Source organism: Streptomyces hokutonensis (assembly GCF_042751305.1).
GTDB lineage: Bacteria > Actinomycetota > Actinomycetes > Streptomycetales > Streptomycetaceae > Streptomyces > Streptomyces hokutonensis_A.
This window is the reverse complement of record NZ_JBHYWD010000001.1, coordinates 73143-90428: the sequence shown is the minus strand read 5'-3', so window position 1 is coordinate 90428 and position 17286 is coordinate 73143. Positions and strand designations below refer to the sequence as shown.

General features: G+C 71.1%; 20 protein-coding genes. 9 read left to right on the top strand and 11 right to left on the bottom strand.

Going from position 1 to position 17286, the window contains the following annotated elements; genetic code table 11:
* Window positions 1-16 precede the first annotated feature (16 nt).
* On the bottom strand, window positions 17-454 hold the full coding sequence (locus tag ACFXC1_RS00455; protein WP_043668139.1) for a DUF4442 domain-containing protein: 438 nt from the start codon (window positions 452-454) through the stop codon (window positions 17-19).
* A gap of 152 nt (window positions 455-606) precedes the next feature.
* Here ACFXC1_RS00455 and ACFXC1_RS00450 point away from each other — a divergent pair, with 152 nt between their 5' ends.
* Window positions 607-1623, top strand: coding sequence for a hypothetical protein (locus tag ACFXC1_RS00450; RefSeq protein WP_381236777.1), 1017 nt, complete (start codon window positions 607-609; stop codon window positions 1621-1623).
* A gap of 75 nt (window positions 1624-1698) precedes the next feature.
* Entirely contained in the window at window positions 1699-3006 is a 1308-nt protein-coding gene (locus ACFXC1_RS00445) for an MFS transporter (RefSeq protein WP_381236774.1), read from the top strand.
* Here the strand turns inward: ACFXC1_RS00445 and ACFXC1_RS00440 are convergent.
* The 4 genes from ACFXC1_RS00440 to ACFXC1_RS00425 form a co-directional block, all read right to left on the bottom strand.
* Window positions 2968-3813, bottom strand: a complete 846-nt coding sequence (locus ACFXC1_RS00440; protein WP_381236771.1) for a spermidine synthase — start codon at window positions 3811-3813, stop codon at window positions 2968-2970. The two genes, ACFXC1_RS00445 and ACFXC1_RS00440, sit on opposite strands and share 39 nt — an antisense overlap.
* Window positions 3814-4075: 262 nt before the next feature.
* Window positions 4076-4912, bottom strand: coding sequence for a patatin-like phospholipase family protein (locus ACFXC1_RS00435; protein WP_381236768.1), 837 nt, complete (start codon window positions 4910-4912; stop codon window positions 4076-4078).
* 146 nt (window positions 4913-5058) lie between these two features.
* A complete protein-coding gene (gene tuf, locus ACFXC1_RS00430; protein WP_019071044.1) occupies window positions 5059-6228 on the bottom strand; it encodes an elongation factor Tu in 1170 nt (389 codons plus the stop codon).
* A gap of 335 nt (window positions 6229-6563) precedes the next feature.
* The gene (locus ACFXC1_RS00425; RefSeq protein WP_381236765.1) at window positions 6564-7286 is read right to left on the bottom strand and encodes a DNA alkylation repair protein; all 723 of its coding nucleotides are present in this window, start codon (window positions 7284-7286) and stop codon (window positions 6564-6566) included.
* 50 nt (window positions 7287-7336) lie between these two features.
* Here ACFXC1_RS00425 and ACFXC1_RS00420 point away from each other — a divergent pair, with 50 nt between their 5' ends.
* Window positions 7337-8110, top strand: a complete 774-nt coding sequence (locus ACFXC1_RS00420; protein WP_381236763.1) for a TVP38/TMEM64 family protein — start codon at window positions 7337-7339, stop codon at window positions 8108-8110.
* A 78-nt stretch (window positions 8111-8188) separates the two neighbouring features.
* Here ACFXC1_RS00420 and ACFXC1_RS00415 read toward each other — a convergent pair whose 3' ends face one another.
* Entirely contained in the window at window positions 8189-9358 is a 1170-nt protein-coding gene (locus tag ACFXC1_RS00415) for a thiolase family protein (RefSeq protein ID WP_381236761.1), read from the bottom strand.
* A 117-nt stretch (window positions 9359-9475) separates the two neighbouring features.
* On the opposite strand from ACFXC1_RS00415, the gene ACFXC1_RS00410 reads away from it, so the two are divergent.
* Window positions 9476-10015: a winged helix-turn-helix transcriptional regulator gene (locus ACFXC1_RS00410; RefSeq protein WP_381236758.1), complete on the top strand. Its 540-nt coding sequence runs from the start codon at window positions 9476-9478 to the stop codon at window positions 10013-10015.
* A 13-nt stretch (window positions 10016-10028) separates the two neighbouring features.
* On the opposite strand, the gene ACFXC1_RS00405 is transcribed toward ACFXC1_RS00410, so the two are convergent.
* From ACFXC1_RS00405 to ACFXC1_RS00395, 3 genes are read right to left on the bottom strand one after another with little or no spacing between them, the layout of a single operon-like run.
* A complete protein-coding gene (locus ACFXC1_RS00405; RefSeq protein ID WP_381236755.1) occupies window positions 10029-10832 on the bottom strand; it encodes a cupin domain-containing protein in 804 nt (267 codons plus the stop codon).
* Window positions 10784-11722, bottom strand: coding sequence for a DUF6807 domain-containing protein (locus tag ACFXC1_RS00400; protein ID WP_381236752.1), 939 nt, complete (start codon window positions 11720-11722; stop codon window positions 10784-10786). Before ACFXC1_RS00400 ends, ACFXC1_RS00405 begins: the two co-directional genes overlap by 49 nt.
* Window positions 11719-12894, bottom strand: a complete 1176-nt coding sequence (locus ACFXC1_RS00395; protein WP_381239367.1) for a Gfo/Idh/MocA family protein — start codon at window positions 12892-12894, stop codon at window positions 11719-11721. Before ACFXC1_RS00395 ends, ACFXC1_RS00400 begins: the two co-directional genes overlap by 4 nt.
* Before the next feature lie 251 nt (window positions 12895-13145).
* On the opposite strand from ACFXC1_RS00395, the gene ACFXC1_RS00390 reads away from it, so the two are divergent.
* Window positions 13146-14021 (top strand): undecaprenyl-diphosphate phosphatase, encoded by an 876-nt coding sequence (locus ACFXC1_RS00390; protein WP_381236749.1) that lies wholly within the window; start codon window positions 13146-13148, stop codon window positions 14019-14021.
* 1 nt (window position 14022) lies between these two features.
* On the opposite strand, the gene ACFXC1_RS00385 is transcribed toward ACFXC1_RS00390, so the two are convergent.
* Window positions 14023-14583: a carboxymuconolactone decarboxylase family protein gene (locus ACFXC1_RS00385; protein ID WP_381236744.1), complete on the bottom strand. Its 561-nt coding sequence runs from the start codon at window positions 14581-14583 to the stop codon at window positions 14023-14025.
* Window positions 14584-14723: 140 nt separating this feature from the next.
* Here ACFXC1_RS00385 and ACFXC1_RS00380 point away from each other — a divergent pair, with 140 nt between their 5' ends.
* From ACFXC1_RS00380 to ACFXC1_RS00370, 3 genes are all read left to right on the top strand, one after another.
* Window positions 14724-15023, top strand: a complete 300-nt coding sequence (locus ACFXC1_RS00380) for a winged helix-turn-helix transcriptional regulator (protein ID WP_381239364.1) — start codon at window positions 14724-14726, stop codon at window positions 15021-15023.
* A complete protein-coding gene (locus ACFXC1_RS00375) occupies window positions 15014-15532 on the top strand; it encodes a DUF1877 family protein (protein ID WP_381236741.1) in 519 nt (172 codons plus the stop codon). The genes ACFXC1_RS00380 and ACFXC1_RS00375 overlap by 10 nt, the downstream gene beginning before the upstream one ends.
* 89 nt (window positions 15533-15621) lie before the next feature.
* The gene (locus tag ACFXC1_RS00370) at window positions 15622-15801 is read left to right on the top strand and encodes a hypothetical protein (RefSeq protein ID WP_026178900.1); all 180 of its coding nucleotides are present in this window, start codon (window positions 15622-15624) and stop codon (window positions 15799-15801) included.
* Between the two features lie 41 nt (window positions 15802-15842).
* Here the strand turns inward: ACFXC1_RS00370 and ACFXC1_RS00365 are convergent, their stop codons facing one another.
* Window positions 15843-16583: an SDR family NAD(P)-dependent oxidoreductase gene (locus tag ACFXC1_RS00365; protein WP_381236738.1), complete on the bottom strand. Its 741-nt coding sequence runs from the start codon at window positions 16581-16583 to the stop codon at window positions 15843-15845.
* Window positions 16584-16731: 148 nt separating this feature from the next.
* On the opposite strand from ACFXC1_RS00365, the gene ACFXC1_RS00360 reads away from it, so the two are divergent.
* Entirely contained in the window at window positions 16732-17223 is a 492-nt protein-coding gene (locus ACFXC1_RS00360; protein ID WP_381236735.1) for a nuclear transport factor 2 family protein, read from the top strand.
* Window positions 17224-17286: the final 63 nt, after the last annotated feature.

Genomic DNA, 17286 nt, shown 5'->3' with positions numbered 1-17286 from the left:
GCCTGTCTCGGGACGGTCAGCCGTTCGGCCGGAGTGTCCAGGTGACCGTCATCTCCCCGGTCACGGCGCCGTCCTCGCGCTGGATGGCGACGGTGACCGGGAACTCGGGCCGCTCGCCCGCGTCGAGTTCGGCGACGACGTCCGCGGCCGGGCGGCCGAGGGTGGCGGTGGCCTTCACCGGGCCGAGGGCGATCTTCTTGAACGCGATCTCCGCGTTGACCGGGAGCGGCACCGCCCGCGAGAGCTGGTCGCCGAAGGCGGCGAGGACGATCGCGCCGCTGGCGGACTCGCCGAGGGTGAACATGGCACCGGCGTGCGGCCCGCCGACGTGGTTGCGGTACTCGCTCTGGTCCGGCAGGGACAGCACGGCCCGCTCCGGACTGGTCTCCAGGTACTCCAGGTTCAGCGTGCGAACCATCGGCACCGTGGCGGCGAGCAACTCGCCGATGGACATCTGATCTGCGCTCATGGACGGCATGTTACCCACGGGTAGCCAATTCGGGCCAGACCTGTGCGCCGGCAAACACCGTCCGGTCCCGAGTTGGTACGACCCTGACAAGGGCCGGTGACCCCACCGTGTCCTGTGCCGCACTAGGGTTACTGCCCATGTGGCCAGGACAGCAGCCGCCCGGGGGCGAGCAGAACCCGCAACAGAACCCGTACCAGCAGCCGGGGTACCAACAGCCGAATCCCTATCAGCAGCCCGGCTACCAGCAGCCCAACCCCTATGCGCAGCAACCGCAGTGGGGTGCTCCGGGCCCGGCCGGCGGACCGCAGCCGCCGCAGGGCGGAGGCGGCGGGAACCGGACGAAGCTGGTCGCGATCGTCGCCGCCGCGGCCGTCGTCGTGGCCGCCGGGGTGACCGGATTCCTGGTCCTGGGCGGGAACAAGGACGACAAGGCGGACGGCGGCAAGGACACGTCGAGCAAGTCGCCCTCCGCGTCCACGGACCCGAGCGCCTCCTCCTCCGGTTCCGACGACAACCCGCGCGGCACCGAGACCGAGCAGCCGACCATCGCGGGCTGGAAGGTCGTCGTCAACCAGAAGTACGGCACCGCGTTCGACGTCCCCGCCGACTGGGAGGTCGGCAAGCCGGGCACCTTCAACTTCTTCGAGGACGAGCAGAAGGGCGACGGCTCCCCGTACATCGGCTTCTCCGCACCCGCCTATCTGAAGCAGAACTGGTGCGAGTCCGACGACGACAAGGACGGCACCAAGGAGACCTCGGGGCTGGCGACGAGCGGCACCAAGGGCGAGGACGGCGCGAAGGACACGGCGAGCACCGCGCGCGGCGACGCGGCGGCGTTCGCGTTCGGCGGGTACACGGACCAGAAGGACTCGTCCAAGAAGTATCTGAAGATCGGCGCGGCGAAGCCGTACACGACGAAGTCGGGGGTCGCCGGCAGCGTCGCCACCTCGTACACGACCGGTGTGCCGAAGAGCGGCAAGTGCTCCACGGACGGCAAGGCGACCACGTTCGCCTTCAAGAACTCGGCGGGCGACTTCGTATCCTGGACCCTCTACGGCGCCAAGGGCGTCAGCGAGGAGATCCCCGACACGACGGTGCAGAAGATCCTCAGCACCGTACGGCTGCACGGGGACCCGACGGGCAGCACCAGCTGACAGACCTGGTCGTCTGGCTCATTTCTGGCCGTAATCTGTTTGGCAGGGACAGGTCGGGGCGGCGATAGTCGGCCGGTGAACGCCACCGCCGCCCTCCGTCACCCGCGCCGTCCCGACTGGGCGGGCCGCAACTACACCCTGCTGACCACCGCCGCGGTGGCGACCGGTCTCGGCGGCAGCGGTGCGCTGATCGCCGCCGCGTTCGCCGTGCTGGACGCGGGCGGCGACAGCGGTGACGTGGGGCTGGTGGCCGCCTCGCGCACGCTGCCACTGGTGGTGTTCCTGCTGGTCAGCGGCGCGCTCGCGGACCGGGTGCCCCGGCACCGGGTGATGGTCGCGGCCAACGCACTCAGCTGTGTCTCGCAGGCGGCCTTCGCGGTGCTCGTCCTCGCCGGTGAGCCCCGGCTGTGGCAGATGATGCTGCTGGCCGCGCTCGGCGGCACCGGGCACGCGTTCTTCGGCCCGGCGGCCGAGGGCATGCTGATGTCCACGGTGAGCGGGGAGCAGGCGGGCCGGGCGTTCGCGGTGTTCCGGATGGCGATGCAGGGCGCGTCCCTGGGCGGCGCGGCCCTCGGCGGCGCGCTGGTCGCGGTGGTCGGCCCCGGCTGGGTGCTCGCGGTCGACGCGGCGATGTTCGCGGTCGCCGGGGCGCTGCGCTCCTTCCTCGACGTGAGCCACATCCCGCCGCGCGCACCGGGCGGCGGGATGCTGGCCGATCTCCGGGACGGCTGGCGGGAGTTCATCGGCCGGCCCTGGCTGTGGTCCGTCGTCGTGGCGTTCTCCGTCGCCAATGCGGTGGTCGGCGCGGCCGACGGCGTCTACGGTCCGCTCGTCGCCCGGGACGGCCTCGGCGGCGCGGGTCCCTGGGGCCTGGCCCTGGCCGCCTTCGGCGCGGGCACGGTCGCCGGCGCCCTGCTGATGACCCGCTGGAAACCCCGCAGACTGCTCCTCGCGGGCATGCTCTGCGTCTTCCCCCTGGCCCTCCCGTCCGCCGCGCTCGCGGTACCGGTTCCGGTCGGTGTCCTGTGCGTGGTGATGTTCGTCGCCGGAGCCACCGTCGAGGTGTTCGGGGTGTCGTGGATGACGGCGCTGCACCAGGAGATCCCCGAGGAGAAGCTCTCCCGGATAGCGGCGTACGACTGGCTCGGCTCGATCGCGCTGATGCCGGTCGCCGCCGCGGCGGCGGGCCCGGCGGAGTCGGCCTTCGGCCGGACGGCGGCCCTGTGGGGGTGCGCGGCCCTGGTCGCCCTGGTCACGGCGGGGACGCTGTGCGTACCGGAGGTACGGAACCTGCGGCGGCGCACCGGATCACCGACCTGCTCCGAACCGCAGGCCGCGAACGGCTCAGCCGATGCCGAACGCTCCGTCGGGGGGCTCGGGTGACGGTACGGCGTCCTCGTCCCGGACGGGTCGCGCGCCGCCGATGAAGTCCCGTACCGCGAGCCCGTGTTCGAGTCGCGCCGGGAAGGCGTCCGAGGCCACGAGCCGGGTCAGGGCCACCGTGTCGACGGGTCGGTGGGCGGCGACGAGCACCGCGTTGCCGAACCGCCGTCCGCGCAGCACACCCGGTTCCGCGATCAGCGCCAGCTCCCCGAACACCGCGCCGAACGTGGCGAGTTGGGAGCGCAGGAACCCGAAGGGCGCGGAGTCCGCGAGGTTGGCGAGGTAGTACCCGTCTGCCCGCAGCACACGCTCGGCCTCGCGGGCGTACGCCACGGAGGTCAGGTGCGCCGGAACCCGCGTCCCGCCGAAGACGTCCGCGACGACCACGTCCGCCGAACCGTCCGGCGCCGCCTCCAGCCATGCCCGGGCGTCGGCGCCGTGCACGGTGATCCCGGCACCGTCCGGCACCGGCAGATGCTCGGCGACCAGCTCCAGCAGCCCCCGGTCCGCCTCCACGACGTCCTGCCGCGAACCGGGTCGGGTCGCCGCCAGGTACCGGGGCAGCGTGAGCGCCCCGCCGCCCAGATGCACCACGTCCAGCGGGCGCCCCGGCTCCGCGACGGTGTCCAGCACATGCCCCAGCCGCCGCGTGTACTCGAACTCCAGATACGTCGGCGCGTCCAGGTCCACATACGACTGCGGCGCCCCGTCGACGGTCAGCAGCCAGGCCCGCGCCCGATCCACGTCGGGCATCAGCTTGGCGGTCCCGTGATCAACGTCCCGGGTCACGGGTATCGGCTCGTTCACGGGTCCATTGTGCCGGGGTGGTGGGAGGCGGCGGGGCGTGCGGCTTTGTGCGCGCTCCGGGCGTGGGGCGTGAGCCTTGAGTTGGAGCGGCCCGGCCCGCGAGGTCGCCCGAGCGCGTGTGCGTGCGGTCGCGCTGTGGAGTTGCCGGTCGTACCGGACCCGCGACACGCGAGCACGGGCGCGTGAGGGCGCCGGGGGCGCGAGCCCGCCCGGCGGCACTCCCTCCGGCACTGGAACCCGTGGGCCGTGTCCCGTCGGCCCGTCAGACCCCCCACACCTCCCCCACCTCCGCCGCGTGCGCCGCCGCCTGTTCCCGCCCCGCGCGAGCGGCCGGCGCCCGTACCGCCGGGTCGAGCGGGTTGCGGCCGTACGCCTGCTTCGCCTCCGGGGACGGATGGACGGCGACCGCGCGGGCCCCCTGTTCCACGAGCCGCTGCGTCTGGTCTGCGGCCGAGGCCAGCGGGCCGCCGCCCACGGCCATGGGCGCGAGGACGACGACCCGGTCGTAGCCCTCGGCGAGATGGGCGTTGGCCGGCGAGTGGATACCGCCGTCCATCCACACCCGACCCTCGATCGAGACCGGGGGCCACACACCGGGAACCGCGCAACTCGCGGCGACCGCGTCGACAAGGGTCGGCCCGCTGTCCTTGTCGAAGACCCGCAGCTCACCGGTCGCGGTGTCCACGGCGGTGAGGCGCAGGGCACGATCGGGCCACTCCGGCGAGACGAGCCTGCTCTCTATCGCGGCGCGCCGGGCCGCCGCGTCGGGCGTCCTTGCGGCGAGCGCCATACGGCCGATCCTCCGGCCGTACGCCTCGGGAGTGCGCGAGGTCAGGGCCGCCGCCACATAGCGGAACAGCAGACCGACGCCGAGTCGGCTCGGGATCTCGCCCTCGGGGGCCGTGAGTTGGCGCTCGTAGAGCTCCTTCAGCGTGCCCGCCGACAGTTGCGCGCCGACGCTCGAACCGGCCGACGTACCGATCACGACATCGGCGTCGCCGAGATCCACGCCCGCCTCGCCCAGCCCGTACAGCATCCCGGCCATCCAGCCGATGCCGCTGATGCCCCCGCCGCCCAGCACAAGTGCCTTGCCCGCCATGGTGCCCCCATCTCTCCATCGCCCGCCACGACTGCCTCCGCGATCAAGTCTTGCGCACGGCACTGACAATGACCGTTGCGGGCCGGGCGGGCCCCCTTCGAACGCGCGAAGGTGCCCGCCCCCTCGGGGACGGGCACCTCGCTCATTCAGCCGACCTCCGTCACCGTGCCCGCGCCGACCGTGCGGCCGCCCTCGCGGATCGCGAAGCCGAGCCCCGGCTCCAACGGGACCTCACGGCCCAGCTCCACCGACATCGTGACGGTGTCCCCCGGGCGCGCGACCGCCGTCTCGCCGAGGTCGATGTCGCCGACGACGTCCGCGGTGCGGATGTAGAACTGCGGCCGGTAGCCGGTCGACACCGCGGTCGTCCGGCCGCCCTCGCGGGCCGACAGGACGTACACCTGCGCCGAGAAGCGCCGACTGGGCACGACGCTGCCGGGCGCCGCGACGATGTGCCCGCGACGGACCGCGTCGCGCGGCACCCCGCGCAGCAGCAGCGCCACGCTGTCCCCGGCCTGCGCCTCCTCCATGGGCTTGCCGAAGGTCTCCAGACCCGTGACCACCGTCTCGACGGCGGCCCCGAGCACTTCGATCCGGTCGCCCACCCGGACCGTGCCGCGCTCGATCGCGCCCGTGACCACCGTGCCGCGTCCGGTGATGGTGAGCACGTTCTCGACCGGCAACAGGAACGGCGCGTCCAAGTACCGCTCGGGCATGGGCACATACGTGTCCACGGCGTCGAGCAGCGCGTCGATCGACGCCGTCCAACGCGGGTCCCCCTCAAGGGCCTTGAGGCCGGACACCCGTACGACGGGTACGGAGTCGCCGCCGTAGCCGTTCGCGGTGAGCAGTTCGCGGACCTCCAGCTCCACGAGGTCGGTGAGCTCCTCGTCACCTGCGTCGGCCTTGTTGAGCGCGACCACGATGTGGTCGACCCCCACCTGCCGGGCGAGCAGCACGTGTTCGGCGGTCTGCGGCATGATCCCGTCGAGCGCGGAGACGACGAGGATCGCCCCGTCGAGCTGCGCGGCCCCGGTGACCATGTTCTTGACGTAGTCGGCGTGGCCCGGCATGTCCACGTGCGCGTAGTGCCGGGTGTCGGTCTCGTACTCGACGTGCGCGATGTTGATGGTGATGCCGCGCGCGGCCTCCTCCGGCGCCCGGTCGATGCGGTCGAACGGGACGAAGGTGGACGCGCCGCGCTCGGCGAGGACCTTGGTGATGGCGGCGGTCAGGGTGGTCTTGCCGTGGTCGACATGGCCCATCGTGCCGATGTTGAGATGCGGTTTCGTGCGGACGTATGCCGTCTTGGACATGGCGGTACCTCGAAGCCTGGCGAAGTGGATTGCGGGGACCCCGAGGACTCGCCGACCCTCCCCCTGCGGGGTCCGCCGGACGATCCGGAGAGGGTCAGCTTCGGGCGCCGTCGACTGCGGCCGCTAGAACAGGAACGAGAACGAGCGCGGGAACGGCAGCCTTCGGGGCATCCGCGACCGCGGATGCTGCGAGGTGGAAGGCGTACCGGAACATGACGCCGATCATTGCCGACGCTTTGCCCCACGTCGAACGATTTATCAGCACCGGGACTTCAGAAGGGACTTCAGGACTCGCTGTTCGTCAGGGCCCGATGTTCTTCAGGGCCCGATGTTCTTCAGGGCCCGATGTTCTTCAGAGCCTCGCGCACCGACAGCGGCGCGAACCGGCCCTTCTCCCTCGCCAGGAAGCCCCGTACCGCCTCCGGGTCCGTCTTCGCGTACTCGCGCAGGCACCAGCCGATGGCCTTGCGGATGAAGAAGTCGGGGTGTCCGGACTGACGCAGGCAGTACGCGAAGAGGCGTTCGGTGTCGGTGCGTTCCTTGAAGCGCAACTGGTGGAGCAGGGCCGTACGGGCCACCCACAGGTCGTCGTCGACGATCCACGCGTCCATGTCGGCCGTCAGTTTCGGATCGGCGGCGACCAGGCCTCCCACTACGTGGGAGGCGAGTGCGTCCACGGTGTCCCACCACGGGACCGTGGAGACGAGATGCCGGGCGACCGGCAGAAAGCCGGACGTGCAGTGCCTCACATGGCGGCGCAGGTAATCGACCGCGAAGTACAGGTACTCGCGCTCCGGCAGTTCCCAGCAGCGCAGGGCGATCGCGGTGCAGTCGGTCTCGTCCGGGTGGGGCGTGCCCTCCAGGACCGTGCGGGACAAAGCCCTGCGTACGGGCGTGGTCAGGCCGAGGAAGGGCGCGATGTCCTTCATGTAGGCCCGCATCGGAACCGCCCGCTCCGGGTCGGCCGCGGCGGCGTACGTGACGGTGAGCCGCTCCAGCACGGTGTCGGCGAGAACACTGCCCGGCACCTCCAGGGTGCCCGCACCTGTGACGCTCATGAGACGAACCATACGGCGATCACATACACAGGTCGGTTAGGGTCGCCGACATGCTCGCCGATGCCGCCACCGACTCTGTGGGCACCCGCTCTGGGGGCACCGCCACGTCCGTCGTCGCTGTCGCGCCCGTGCCGCCCGTCGTCCCGACCGGCTTCGCCGCGCGCTGCACGAGAGCCCTGCTCTCACCGTGGTCCCGGCTGTCGCTGCTCCTCGTCCTGCTCGCCGGGGCGGCTTCGACCGTGCTGCTCTTCCACCCGCAGCGGCTCCTCTCGGACGGCTGGCCGCCCCAACTCACCGGCGCCATGGCCGCGTTGGTGTTCGCCGCGGCCTACGGCCTGTGCAGCGTGGCGTTCGTACCGCGCCCGCTGCTCAACCTCGCGGCGGGCGCGCTGTTCGGCTCCCAGCTGGGCACCGCCTCGGCGCTGGCGGGCACGGTGCTCGGGGCCGGGATCTCCTTCGGTCTCGGCCGCATCCTGGGCCAGGACGCGCTGCGCCCGCTGCTGCGAGGCCGGTGGCTCAAGGCGGCGGACGGGCAGCTCAGCAAGCACGCCTTCCGTTCGATGATGGCGGCCCGGCTTTTCCCGGGGCTGCCGTTCTGGGGCGTGAACTACTGCGCCGCCGTCTCCCGGATGCGCTGGATGCCGTTCCTGGTCGCGACGGCACTCGGCTCGCTCCCGAACACCGCCGCGTACGTCGTCGCCGGCGCCCGGGCCTCCAGCCCCACGTCTCCGGCGTTCCTGATCGCCATGGCCTGCATCGCCCTGCCTGCCCTCGGCGGCGCGGTGGTGGCCTGGCGCAAGCGCCACCACCTGCGTCCCCAGTGACACTCAGACAGTCCCGACTCAGACAGGCTCGACTCAGGCAGTCCCGAGTCAGACAGTGCCGACTCAGACAGGCTCGACTCAGACAGTCTCGATGATCATCGCGTTGGCGAGACCCCCCGCCTCGCACATCGTCTGCAGCCCGTAGCGCGCTCCCCGGTCCCGCATCGCGTGCACGAGCGTGGTCGTCAGCCGGGTGCCGCTCGCGCCGAGGGGATGACCGATCGCGATGGCCCCGCCGTGCACGTTGACCTTGGCGAGGTCGGCGCCCGTCTCCTGCTGCCAGGCCAGAACGACGCTGGAGAACGCCTCGTTGACCTCGAACAGGTCGATGTCGTCGAGGGTGAGCGAGGCCCTGCGCAGCACCTTCTCGGTGGCCGGTATGACACCGGTGAGCATGAGCAGCGGATCGGAGCCGGTCACCGCGAAGCTGTGCAGCCGGGCCAGCGGGCGCAGCCCCAGACGGGCCGCCGTCTCGCTGGACGTGATCAGGACGGCGGAGGCACCGTCGTTGATCGGGCTGGAGTTGCCGGCGGTGATGTTCCACTCGATCCCCGGGAACCGCTCGGCCCAACTCGGGTCGTAGAAGGCGGGCTTGAGGCCGCCCAGGACCTCGGCGCTGCTGCCGGGTCGCACGCACTCGTCGCGCGTGGCGCCCGCCAGGGGTGTCACCTGGGCGTCGAAGAGGCCCGCGTCCCAGGCGGCGGCCGCCTTCTGATGCGAGGAGACCGCGAAGTCGTCCAACTGGTCGCGCGTCATCGACCACTTGGCGGCGATGAGTTCGGCGCTGATGCCCTGCGGGACCAGACCCTCCGGGTAGCGTGCGGCGACTCCGGGGCCGAAGGGGTCCGTGCCGGGCAGCACGGCCGACCCCATCGGCACCCGCCCCATGGACTCCACTCCGCAGGCCACCACCAGGTCGTACGCCCCGGAAAGCACGCCCTGCGCCGCGAAGTGCACGGCCTGCTGGGAGGAACCGCACTGACGGTCCACCGTGGTCGCGGGCACCGACTCCGGGAAGCCCGCGGACAGCACGGCCTGCCGGGTGATGTTGACGGACTGCTCACCGACCTGGGTGACCGTGCCGCCGATGACGTCGTCGATGAGGGCCGGGTCGATCCCGGTGCGCTCGACGAGGGTGCGCAGGGTGTGCGAGAGGAGTTCGACGGGGTGGACCTGAGCGAGGGAGCCGTTCGGCTTGCCCTTGCCCACGGGGGTGCGTACGGCTTCGACGATCACTGCGTCACGCATGGTGCGGGCCTCCACAGCAGCCAGAGAACAACGACCGGAACTACTAGTGAGTAGGAAATCCAAACTCACCATAGCTCCGTCAGTTGGAAAAACAAACCCTCCTCTAAAATGGGTGCCATGGCCCCTCCCAAAGACAAGTCCGCCCCCAAAGACAAGTCCGCCCCCCAAGACAAGCCCGTCCCCAAAGACAAGAACAAAGACCCGCGCCCCTGCTCGATCGCCGACGCCCTCGCACTCGTCGGCGAGAAGTACTCCCTGCTCGTCCTGCGGGAGGTGTGCCTGGGCAATCGCCGCTTCGACCAGCTGGTCCGCAACATCGGTGCCCCGCGCGACGTCCTGGCCACCCGGCTGCGCCGCCTCGTCGACGCCGGGATCCTCACCCGGCGGACCTACAGCGAACACCCGCAGCGCTTCGAGTACCGGCCCACCGAGGCGGGTCTCGAACTGGAGCCGGTCCTGATGACCCTCATGGCGTGGGGCGACCGTCATCTCCGAAAGGATCCGCTCGACCGCCCCATGGTGGTCGAGCACATCTGCGGCAACGAACTGGTCCCGACGGTCACCTGCGCGGCCTGCGGAGCCCCCGTCCGCCACGAGGACCTGACGGCCCACCCGCAGTCGCCGGGCTGGACCGTGACGGGCCCGGCAGCGGCGTAGAAACCGCTCGGCCTCAGACGGTTCCCTTGTAGACGTCATAGACGTCCAACCGCCCGCACATCCCGAACTTCCCGTACGCCGAAGGCTGTTCGGCCCGTACGGCGGCGTCGGCGAGGTGGGAGAAGTCGCCCCGGTCGAGCCGGTCGAGCTGCTCCCCCGTGGCCGCGGCGGCGGCCCGCGCACCCCGCTCCCAGCGCTCGCGCCACTCCGCGAGCCGGGGCCGTACCAGCGCGGCGGCGGCCCGGTGGAACGCGGCCAGCGCTTCCGGGCCGTCGGCGGAGCGCAGCGCCTCGTAGCCCTCCAGGGCGAGGTCGCGGCGGGCCCGGGCGACCCGTTCCTGTTCCGCCTCGGGCGCGTCGGCCGGGATGACGGTGGCGGCGGCGTACGTCTCCGGGTCGGTGAGGTACCGGGGCGGCAGGGTGAGTACCGCGTCGCCCGCCTCGGGCAGTCCGCTGTTCTGCATGAGGACGGTGATGCGCAGTTCGCCCTCGTTGACGAGCCGGTGGATGGTCCCGGGCGTGAACCAGGCGACCGTTCCGGCCGCGAGCGGAGTGACCTCGTACCGGGACGTGGTGCCGGACATTGTCAGCGTCTGCACCGCACCGCGCCCGCCGGTGACGACGTACCCCTCCGAACAGGCCAGGTGCATATGGGGAGTTCCGCCGCACACGCCACTGTCAGCGCCGACCTCGGCCGGCCAGTCGTAGACGGAGAGATGCGAGACGGCGACCCCACCCGGCAGTCCGCCGAAGCCGAAACTCTCGGCGCTCACCACGGCCGCGCCTCCAGGTACTTGGCGATCTCCTCCCGCTCCCATGCCCCGTCGGCGACGACGACCCGGTAGCGCCGGGTGAGCGTGTCGCCGGGGTCGAGCACCAGCTCGTCGTAGAAGGCGTAGGAGGGGGCGATTCCCGCGAACGGCTCGTTGCGTACGAACCAGTGGTCGGGGTGGGTGCCCTGGGCGCCGGTGTGGTCGTTCTCGGGGGCGTGCGCGAAGACGATCGTCGCGTGGCCGTCGGTGCCGTCGTGTTCTCCGGAGACGGCGAGCCAGGGGCCCTGGGAGCCCATCAGCCCGGGGCCCTCGCCGTCGGGGCCGATGATGCGGCCGTCGCGGAAGGCGCGCGGGCCGCGCCAGAACAGACCGGTATACCCCGCCGCCTCGCGCCCGTGGGTGGTGGGGCTGCCGAACAGCAGGGGCTCGTCGCGGCGGTTCGTCACGGAGCTCGTCCAGGTCAGCGCCCAGGAGCCCGACTCCGTGTCGACGTCGTGCACCTCGATCCGGCGCTGCTCGTCGGCCCAGAGTTCGCCGCTGTAGGGGTGCCAGGTCAGCCGCTCGGCGATGACGAGGCGCTCCTCGCCCGAGTCGATGTGCGTGTCGATCTCGTCGAAGGCGACATGGACCATCGACCCGACCCGCTCCGGGAGTTCGAGATACCCCTCGCCGTGGACGTATGTGTTGCCGCCCCACAGGTTCTGGCCGGAGAGATGCGAGGCGGTGAACTGCAGGCCCTTGTGCCAGCGGTGGTCGTTGGGCCGGTAGTCCGTGACGATGTCGCCGGCCAGCGTCCTGATCGGGTGGAGATACGGCTTGGGTGCCTCCCAGGCCGCCTCGGGCCGGTACACGTAGCTGAACAGCTCGACGCCGGTGGTCGGTTCGGTCACCGTGATGCGGTCGCCGTGGGCGTGGACGATACGCAGGCCGGTCATGCCGACACCTCCTCGCGCGCCACGGGCGCCCAGCCGGGGGCGCCGCCGTGCAGCGCCGTGTAATAGGGGTCGCCGGGGCCGATCTCGCCGGCCCGAACGGTCGTGTCCGTGAACGCCGACTTGTAGAGCGCGGTGATCAGCTCCAGGCTGGTGCGCCCGTCGGTGCCGCTGGCGCGCGGCCGTTCGCCGGCCCGCATGCTGACGACGAGTTCCCGCAGCTGCTCCAGATGTGAACTCGGCACGTCGGGGCCGAAGTTCTGCCAGGCGGCGGCCTCCTCGCCCGAGACGTCCGGGGCGGGGGTGATGCGCCAGTTGTCGTTGCCGTGGCCGTAGAGGTGGGTGAGCTCGACGGTGGCACGCTCGCAGTCGATGCGGATGCGGCTGACCTCGTCGGGGCTCAGGACGCTGTTGACGACGGTCGCCATCGCGCCGTTCGCGAAGCGGACCAGGGCGGTCGAGACGTCCTCGGTCTCCACGTCGTGGACCAGCCGCCCGGCCATGGCCTTGACTTCGCTCCACGGCCCGAGCAGATCGAGCAGCAGGTCCATCTGGTGGATGCCGTGTCCCATGGCGGGACCGCCGCCCTCGGTCGCCCAGCGTCCGCGCCAGGGCACGGCGTAGTAGGCGGTGTCGCGGTACCAGGTGGTCTGGCAGTGCGCCACGAGCGGCCGGCCCATGGCCTGCTCGTCGAGCAGCCGGCGCACATGCCGGGTGCCCGAGCCGAAGCGGTGCTGGAAGACGATGGAGGCGTACGGCCCCCCGTCCTTCCCTTCCTCGTCCTCCACGGCGTCGAAGTCGGCCAGCGTCGGCACCGGCGGCTTCTCGCACCACACCCAGGCGCCGGCCCGCAGCGCGGCGACGGTCTGCGCGCGGTGCAGGGTGGGCGGGGTGCAGATGGTGACGAGATCGGGCCGCTGTTCCCGGAGCATCTGCTCCAGGTCGGTGTAGGCGTGCGGGATCCCGGCCGCGGCGCAGAAGGACTCGACCGAGTTGGCATCGATGTCAACGGCCGCGACCACCTCGGTCTCGCCCTCCTCGGCGAGCCGGGCGAGCGCGGGGAAATGGGAACCGCGGCCGATGGCACCGGCGCCGACCACGGCCGCCCTGATGCGGCGGCCGGCGAGCGGCGGCAAGGGCTGGAACGCCCCGGGGTGGGTGGCGGGTGTGGACATGGGCGTGATCAGCACTCCTCCGGAGACAGCGAGCGCGTCCAGCAAGCGCTTTCCTCCGCTGCAACGTATGCGCCGCCCCCGCGCCTGGTCAACACCGCACACCCGGAGTCGCCCGACCGCCCGCGAAACCCCCGCGTCCGGCCTGTCATACCGGGACGCTACGCTGCCCCTCATACACACTCGATCACCGTGCGCGGCGTTTTGGTGTGTCCTTTGCCCCTCCGCGAGCAGCACTTGGACTCCGTAACTCCATGTCTTGGTTTGAATCCCTCATCCTCGGACTCGTCCAGGGGCTGACCGAGTTCCTGCCCGTGTCGTCCAGTGCGCATCTCCGGCTGACGGCGGCCTTCTCCGGCTGGAAGGACCCGGGTGCTGCCTTCACGGCGATCACCCAGCTCGGCACGGAGGCGGCGGTGCTGATCTACTTCCGCCAGGATGTGGGGCGGATTCTCGCCGCGTGGTTCCGGTCGCTCACCAACAAGGAGATGCGGCGCGACCACGACGCCCAGATGGGCTGGCTGGTGATCGTCGGCTCCATCCCGATCGGGGTGCTCGGGGTCACGCTCAAGGACCAGATCGAGGGGCCGTTCCGTGATCTGCGGATCACCGCCACGATGCTGATCGTGATGGGCGTCGTCATCGGCGTCGCCGACCGCCTCGCGGCCCGCGACGAGACGGGCGGCCGGCACCGGGCGCCCAAGCAGCGCAAAACGCTTGTGGACCTCAACGCCAAGGACGGCCTGCTGTACGGCCTCTGCCAGGCGATGGCACTGGTCCCCGGCGTCTCCCGCTCGGGCGCGACCATCAGCGGCGGCCTGTTCATGGGCTACACCCGTGAGGCGGCGGCCCGTTACTCCTTCCTCCTCGCCATGCCGGCCGTACTGGCCTCGGGCGCCTTCGAGTTGAAGGACGCGGCCGAGGAGGGACACATCGCATGGGGTCCGACGATGTTCGCGACGGCGATCGCGTTCGCGGTCGGATACGCGGTCATCGCCTGGTTCATGAAGTTCATCTCGCACAAGAGCTTCATGCCGTTCGTCTGGTACCGCATCGCCCTCGGCATCGTCATCATCGCGCTGGTCACGGCGGGCGTACTGAGCCCGCACGCGGCCGAGTCGGCGGGCTGAACTACCCCTCGGGCAGGGCGAGGGCCCAAGCCTCGGGAGCGATCCCGACGCCGTTGGCGACGTAGGCGATCGTGCGGTACCACCCGGCCAGTACGAGGAGTTCGAGGGCCTCGCGCTCGTCGAGGTGCTCCCGCAGGCCGGACCAGACGGGGTCGCTCAGCCGTGCGCCCGCGTCGAGTTCGTCGACGGCCCGGAGCAGCGCCGACTGCCGTGGCGACCAGGCCGGGTCGTCCGGGGTGCCGGTCACGGTCAACGTGACTTGTTCCGGGGTGAGTTGGGCGGCTTCGGCGTACGCCGCCATGTGGACGCCCCACTCGTAGCCACAGCCGGCGCGGGCGCAGACACGGGCGATCACGAGTTCGCGGTCGGCGGCGCCCAGGCGGCCGTGAACGAGCAGTCCGGCACCCAACGCCCGCATGCGGGAGGCGAGTTCGGGGTGGCGTTCGAGGACCTTGAAGAGCATGAGGGGTTCGTGGGCGACACCGGGCGGCATCCAGCGGTGCAGGGCGCGGTCGGTGTCGGGGGTGTAGGGCGGGGTGACTCCTTCGATGCGCTGTCTCATGTGCACCGACTCTTGCGCTTCGGAAATCGAAGCGCAAGAGTGAAGCAGGAGATCGCCACCAGCCGTGTGAGGAGGCCCTGTTGGAACCGAACCCGCTGCCTGGTCGCCCCGTGCGCGGATCGACCACCGGCCGCCCCGTCATGGCCGCACTCGATCTCCTCGGCCGCCGCTGGGCCCTCCGCGTGATCTGGGAACTCCACCGGCAGGGCACCCCGATCGGCTTCCGCGAACTGCGCCGCCGCTGCGACGACATGTCCTCCAGCGTCCTCTCCACCCGCCTCACGGAGCTGCTCGAGGCGGACATAGCGGCGCGCACCCCGGACGGATCTGCCTGGCGGCTGACCCCGCTCGGCACGGACCTGGTGACCGCGATGGAGCCACTGTCCGAGTGGTCTCGTATGTGGGCCGAGCAGCAAGGGAGAGCCAACCAATGCCGTTGACCCAGCAGTTCGCCCGCGTGACGTCCGAGTACCTCGACGGCTGCCGCGCTGCGGCGCTCGCCGCGTCCGACGAGTCCCCGGGCTGGGACCCGCCGGACGCCTGCCTGCTCGACACCGACTGGGCGATATGGGGCCTCATCCACCACTGCCGCTCGACCGGCGCCGACCCGCAGGTGATCGCGCTGCTCGACCGCGCCGTCACGGGCGACCCCGACAGGGATGTGGAATTCCTGAACCACGAGAAGATCTACGACGGTTTCGGCGACCCACCCCGCCTGCTCACCCCGACCGCCGTCACCGACGTCGCCGCCGCGCTGGACCGCATCCGACTCGACGACCTCCTCTCGGAGTTGCCGACGTCCACCGAAGAAGCGGCAACCGCCTGCGGGTTCGGCGCCGGCTTCGAGGGCGACGTACGGGCCCACCTGACCGAACACTTCGTCGCCATGCGGGAGTTCTACCGAGTCGCCGCGCACCATGCGCAGTGCGTCGTCACCTGGGTCGACTGAACGCCCGCACCGTGCCCGTGACCAACCCCATACGGTCTGAGTAGCCGTCCGGTAGCGCAGTGTCAGTCCTTGCCCCTAGGCTGTTGCGCATGTCCCCCGATTCCGTGACCCCTGGTTCCGTGCGGTCTGCTTACGAGGTGAACGAGCAGATCCGGGCTCTCTGGCTGCGCGCGGGCGGATCGCTCTCCACCCAGGAGCGGGAGGAATACGAGCTGTTGGTGGTCGAGTGGGCCGCGGCGATACGCGACGAGGTCATCGAGGCGGCCTGAGCGGCCGGCGGCCACACCCGAGCACCGGCCCATCGCACCCCTCACCGCCCGCCCGACACCCGCAGCACCGTGCCCGTCGTGTACGACGCGTCCGGTGACATCAGCCAGGCGATGGCCGCGGCGATCTCCTCGGGCTGTCCGGGGCGGCGCAGCGGAATCGACGTGGACACGCGTTGTGCGCGGTCGGGGTCGCCCATTCTCGCGTGGATCTCGGTGTCGACGATGCCGGGCGCGACCGCGTTGACGCGGATGCCGTCGGGGCCGAGTTCCTTGGCGAGGCCCAGGGTGAGGGTGTCGACGGCGGCCTTCGTCGCGGCGTAGTGGACGTAGTCCCCGGGGCTGCCGAGCGTGGCGGCGGACGACGACACGTTCACGATCACGCCGTTGCCCCGGGCCGTCATGGCCTGCGCGGCGCGGCGTGAACACAGCAGTGTGCCGAGCAGGTTGACCTCGACGACCTGGCGCAGGTCGGCGGTGTCGACGTCCGCGAGCCGGCCGAACGGTCCGGTCACCCCGGCGTTGTTCACCAGCCCGGTGACCGGCCCGAGGTGTCGCTCCGCCGCGGTGAACAGCCGCTCCACGTCCGCCTCCACGGACGTGTCCGCGCCGACGCACACGGCCCGTACCCCGGACTGCCGTGCCCTGTCCGCCACCTGCTCGGCCGCCTTCGCGTCCCGGAGGTACCCCACGACCACGTCGTGCCCCTCCTCCGCGAGCCGCAGACAGGTCGCGGCGCCGATGCCCCGGCCGCCTCCGGTGACGACCGTGACAAGACGCTTCATGCGTACTTCCCTTCAAGCTTCCCTTCAAGGGAGAAGCCGACTGCGCTCACCCTCGGAAACGCACACCTGTCCGAACACCACCGAATGTTCCCCACGTTGTCCCCCCGTACCCCTTGGCTCGGCACACGGAGTGACCAACACTTGCCCGATGACGCAGCGTGTGGAACTGGCGATCGTGATGGACCGGCTGGCCGTGGACGAAGTGATCACCGAGTACGCGGTGGCCGTGGACGACGGCGACTGGGAGGCGTACCGGAAACTGTTCGCGCCGAACGGACGGGCCGACTACCGGTCCGCCGGCGGCATCGAGGGAAACGTGGAGGAGATCGCCGGGTGGCTCGCCGAGAGCATGCGGCTGTTCCCGATGCGGCAGCATCTGATCGTGAACCGGCGCATCCGTTTCGGCGCCCTGGACCAGAACACGGATGACACCGCGCGCGTCCAGGCCGACTACGTCAATCCGATGCGCTTCACCAAAGAAGACGGCAGCGACACCTCCACCGCGCCCGACTTCGTGTGCGGCGGGCGCTACGAGTTCGGGCTGCTGCGGACGTACGACGGCTGGCGGCTGACCGAGGTCGTCGTGGCGGAGAAGTGGCGGCGCCTTCCTGAGCGGCGCCCGGAGGCCGTGATCAACTGAGCCGACCGGATCGGCGTCCACTGTCAGGGATCGTCCGCGACACGCACACTGGAGCCACCAGCG

Bases quoted from the DNA above. Each gene is read 5' to 3' on its own strand.
- tuf (WP_019071044.1), bottom strand. From the start codon at position 6,228: ATGTCCAAGACGGCATACGTCCGCACGAAACCGCATCTCAACATCGGC.
- ACFXC1_RS00400 (WP_381236752.1), bottom strand. From the start codon at position 11,722: ATGACCGGCCTGCGTATCGTCCACGCCCACGGCGACCGCATCACGGTG.
- ACFXC1_RS00415 (WP_381236761.1), bottom strand. From the start codon at position 9,358: ATGCGTGACGCAGTGATCGTCGAAGCCGTACGCACCCCCGTGGGCAAG.
- ACFXC1_RS00450 (WP_381236777.1), top strand. From the start codon at position 607: ATGTGGCCAGGACAGCAGCCGCCCGGGGGCGAGCAGAACCCGCAACAG.
- ACFXC1_RS00395 (WP_381239367.1), bottom strand. From the start codon at position 12,894: ATGTCCACACCCGCCACCCACCCCGGGGCGTTCCAGCCCTTGCCGCCG.
- ACFXC1_RS00435 (WP_381236768.1), bottom strand. From the start codon at position 4,912: ATGGCGGGCAAGGCACTTGTGCTGGGCGGCGGGGGCATCAGCGGCATC.
- ACFXC1_RS00370 (WP_026178900.1), top strand. From the start codon at position 15,622: ATGTCCCCCGATTCCGTGACCCCTGGTTCCGTGCGGTCTGCTTACGAG.
- ACFXC1_RS00390 (WP_381236749.1), top strand. From the start codon at position 13,146: ATGTCTTGGTTTGAATCCCTCATCCTCGGACTCGTCCAGGGGCTGACC.
- ACFXC1_RS00375 (WP_381236741.1), top strand. From the start codon at position 15,014: ATGCCGTTGACCCAGCAGTTCGCCCGCGTGACGTCCGAGTACCTCGAC.
- ACFXC1_RS00380 (WP_381239364.1), top strand. From the start codon at position 14,724: ATGGCCGCACTCGATCTCCTCGGCCGCCGCTGGGCCCTCCGCGTGATC.
- ACFXC1_RS00405 (WP_381236755.1), bottom strand. From the start codon at position 10,832: ATGGGAGCGGGAGGAGATCGCCAAGTACCTGGAGGCGCGGCCGTGGTG.
- ACFXC1_RS00385 (WP_381236744.1), bottom strand. From the start codon at position 14,583: ATGAGACAGCGCATCGAAGGAGTCACCCCGCCCTACACCCCCGACACC.
- ACFXC1_RS00365 (WP_381236738.1), bottom strand. From the start codon at position 16,583: ATGAAGCGTCTTGTCACGGTCGTCACCGGAGGCGGCCGGGGCATCGGC.
- ACFXC1_RS00360 (WP_381236735.1), top strand. From the start codon at position 16,732: ATGACGCAGCGTGTGGAACTGGCGATCGTGATGGACCGGCTGGCCGTG.
- ACFXC1_RS00420 (WP_381236763.1), top strand. From the start codon at position 7,337: ATGCTCGCCGATGCCGCCACCGACTCTGTGGGCACCCGCTCTGGGGGC.
- ACFXC1_RS00425 (WP_381236765.1), bottom strand. From the start codon at position 7,286: ATGAGCGTCACAGGTGCGGGCACCCTGGAGGTGCCGGGCAGTGTTCTC.
- ACFXC1_RS00410 (WP_381236758.1), top strand. From the start codon at position 9,476: ATGGCCCCTCCCAAAGACAAGTCCGCCCCCAAAGACAAGTCCGCCCCC.
- ACFXC1_RS00455 (WP_043668139.1), bottom strand. From the start codon at position 454: ATGTCCATCGGCGAGTTGCTCGCCGCCACGGTGCCGATGGTTCGCACG.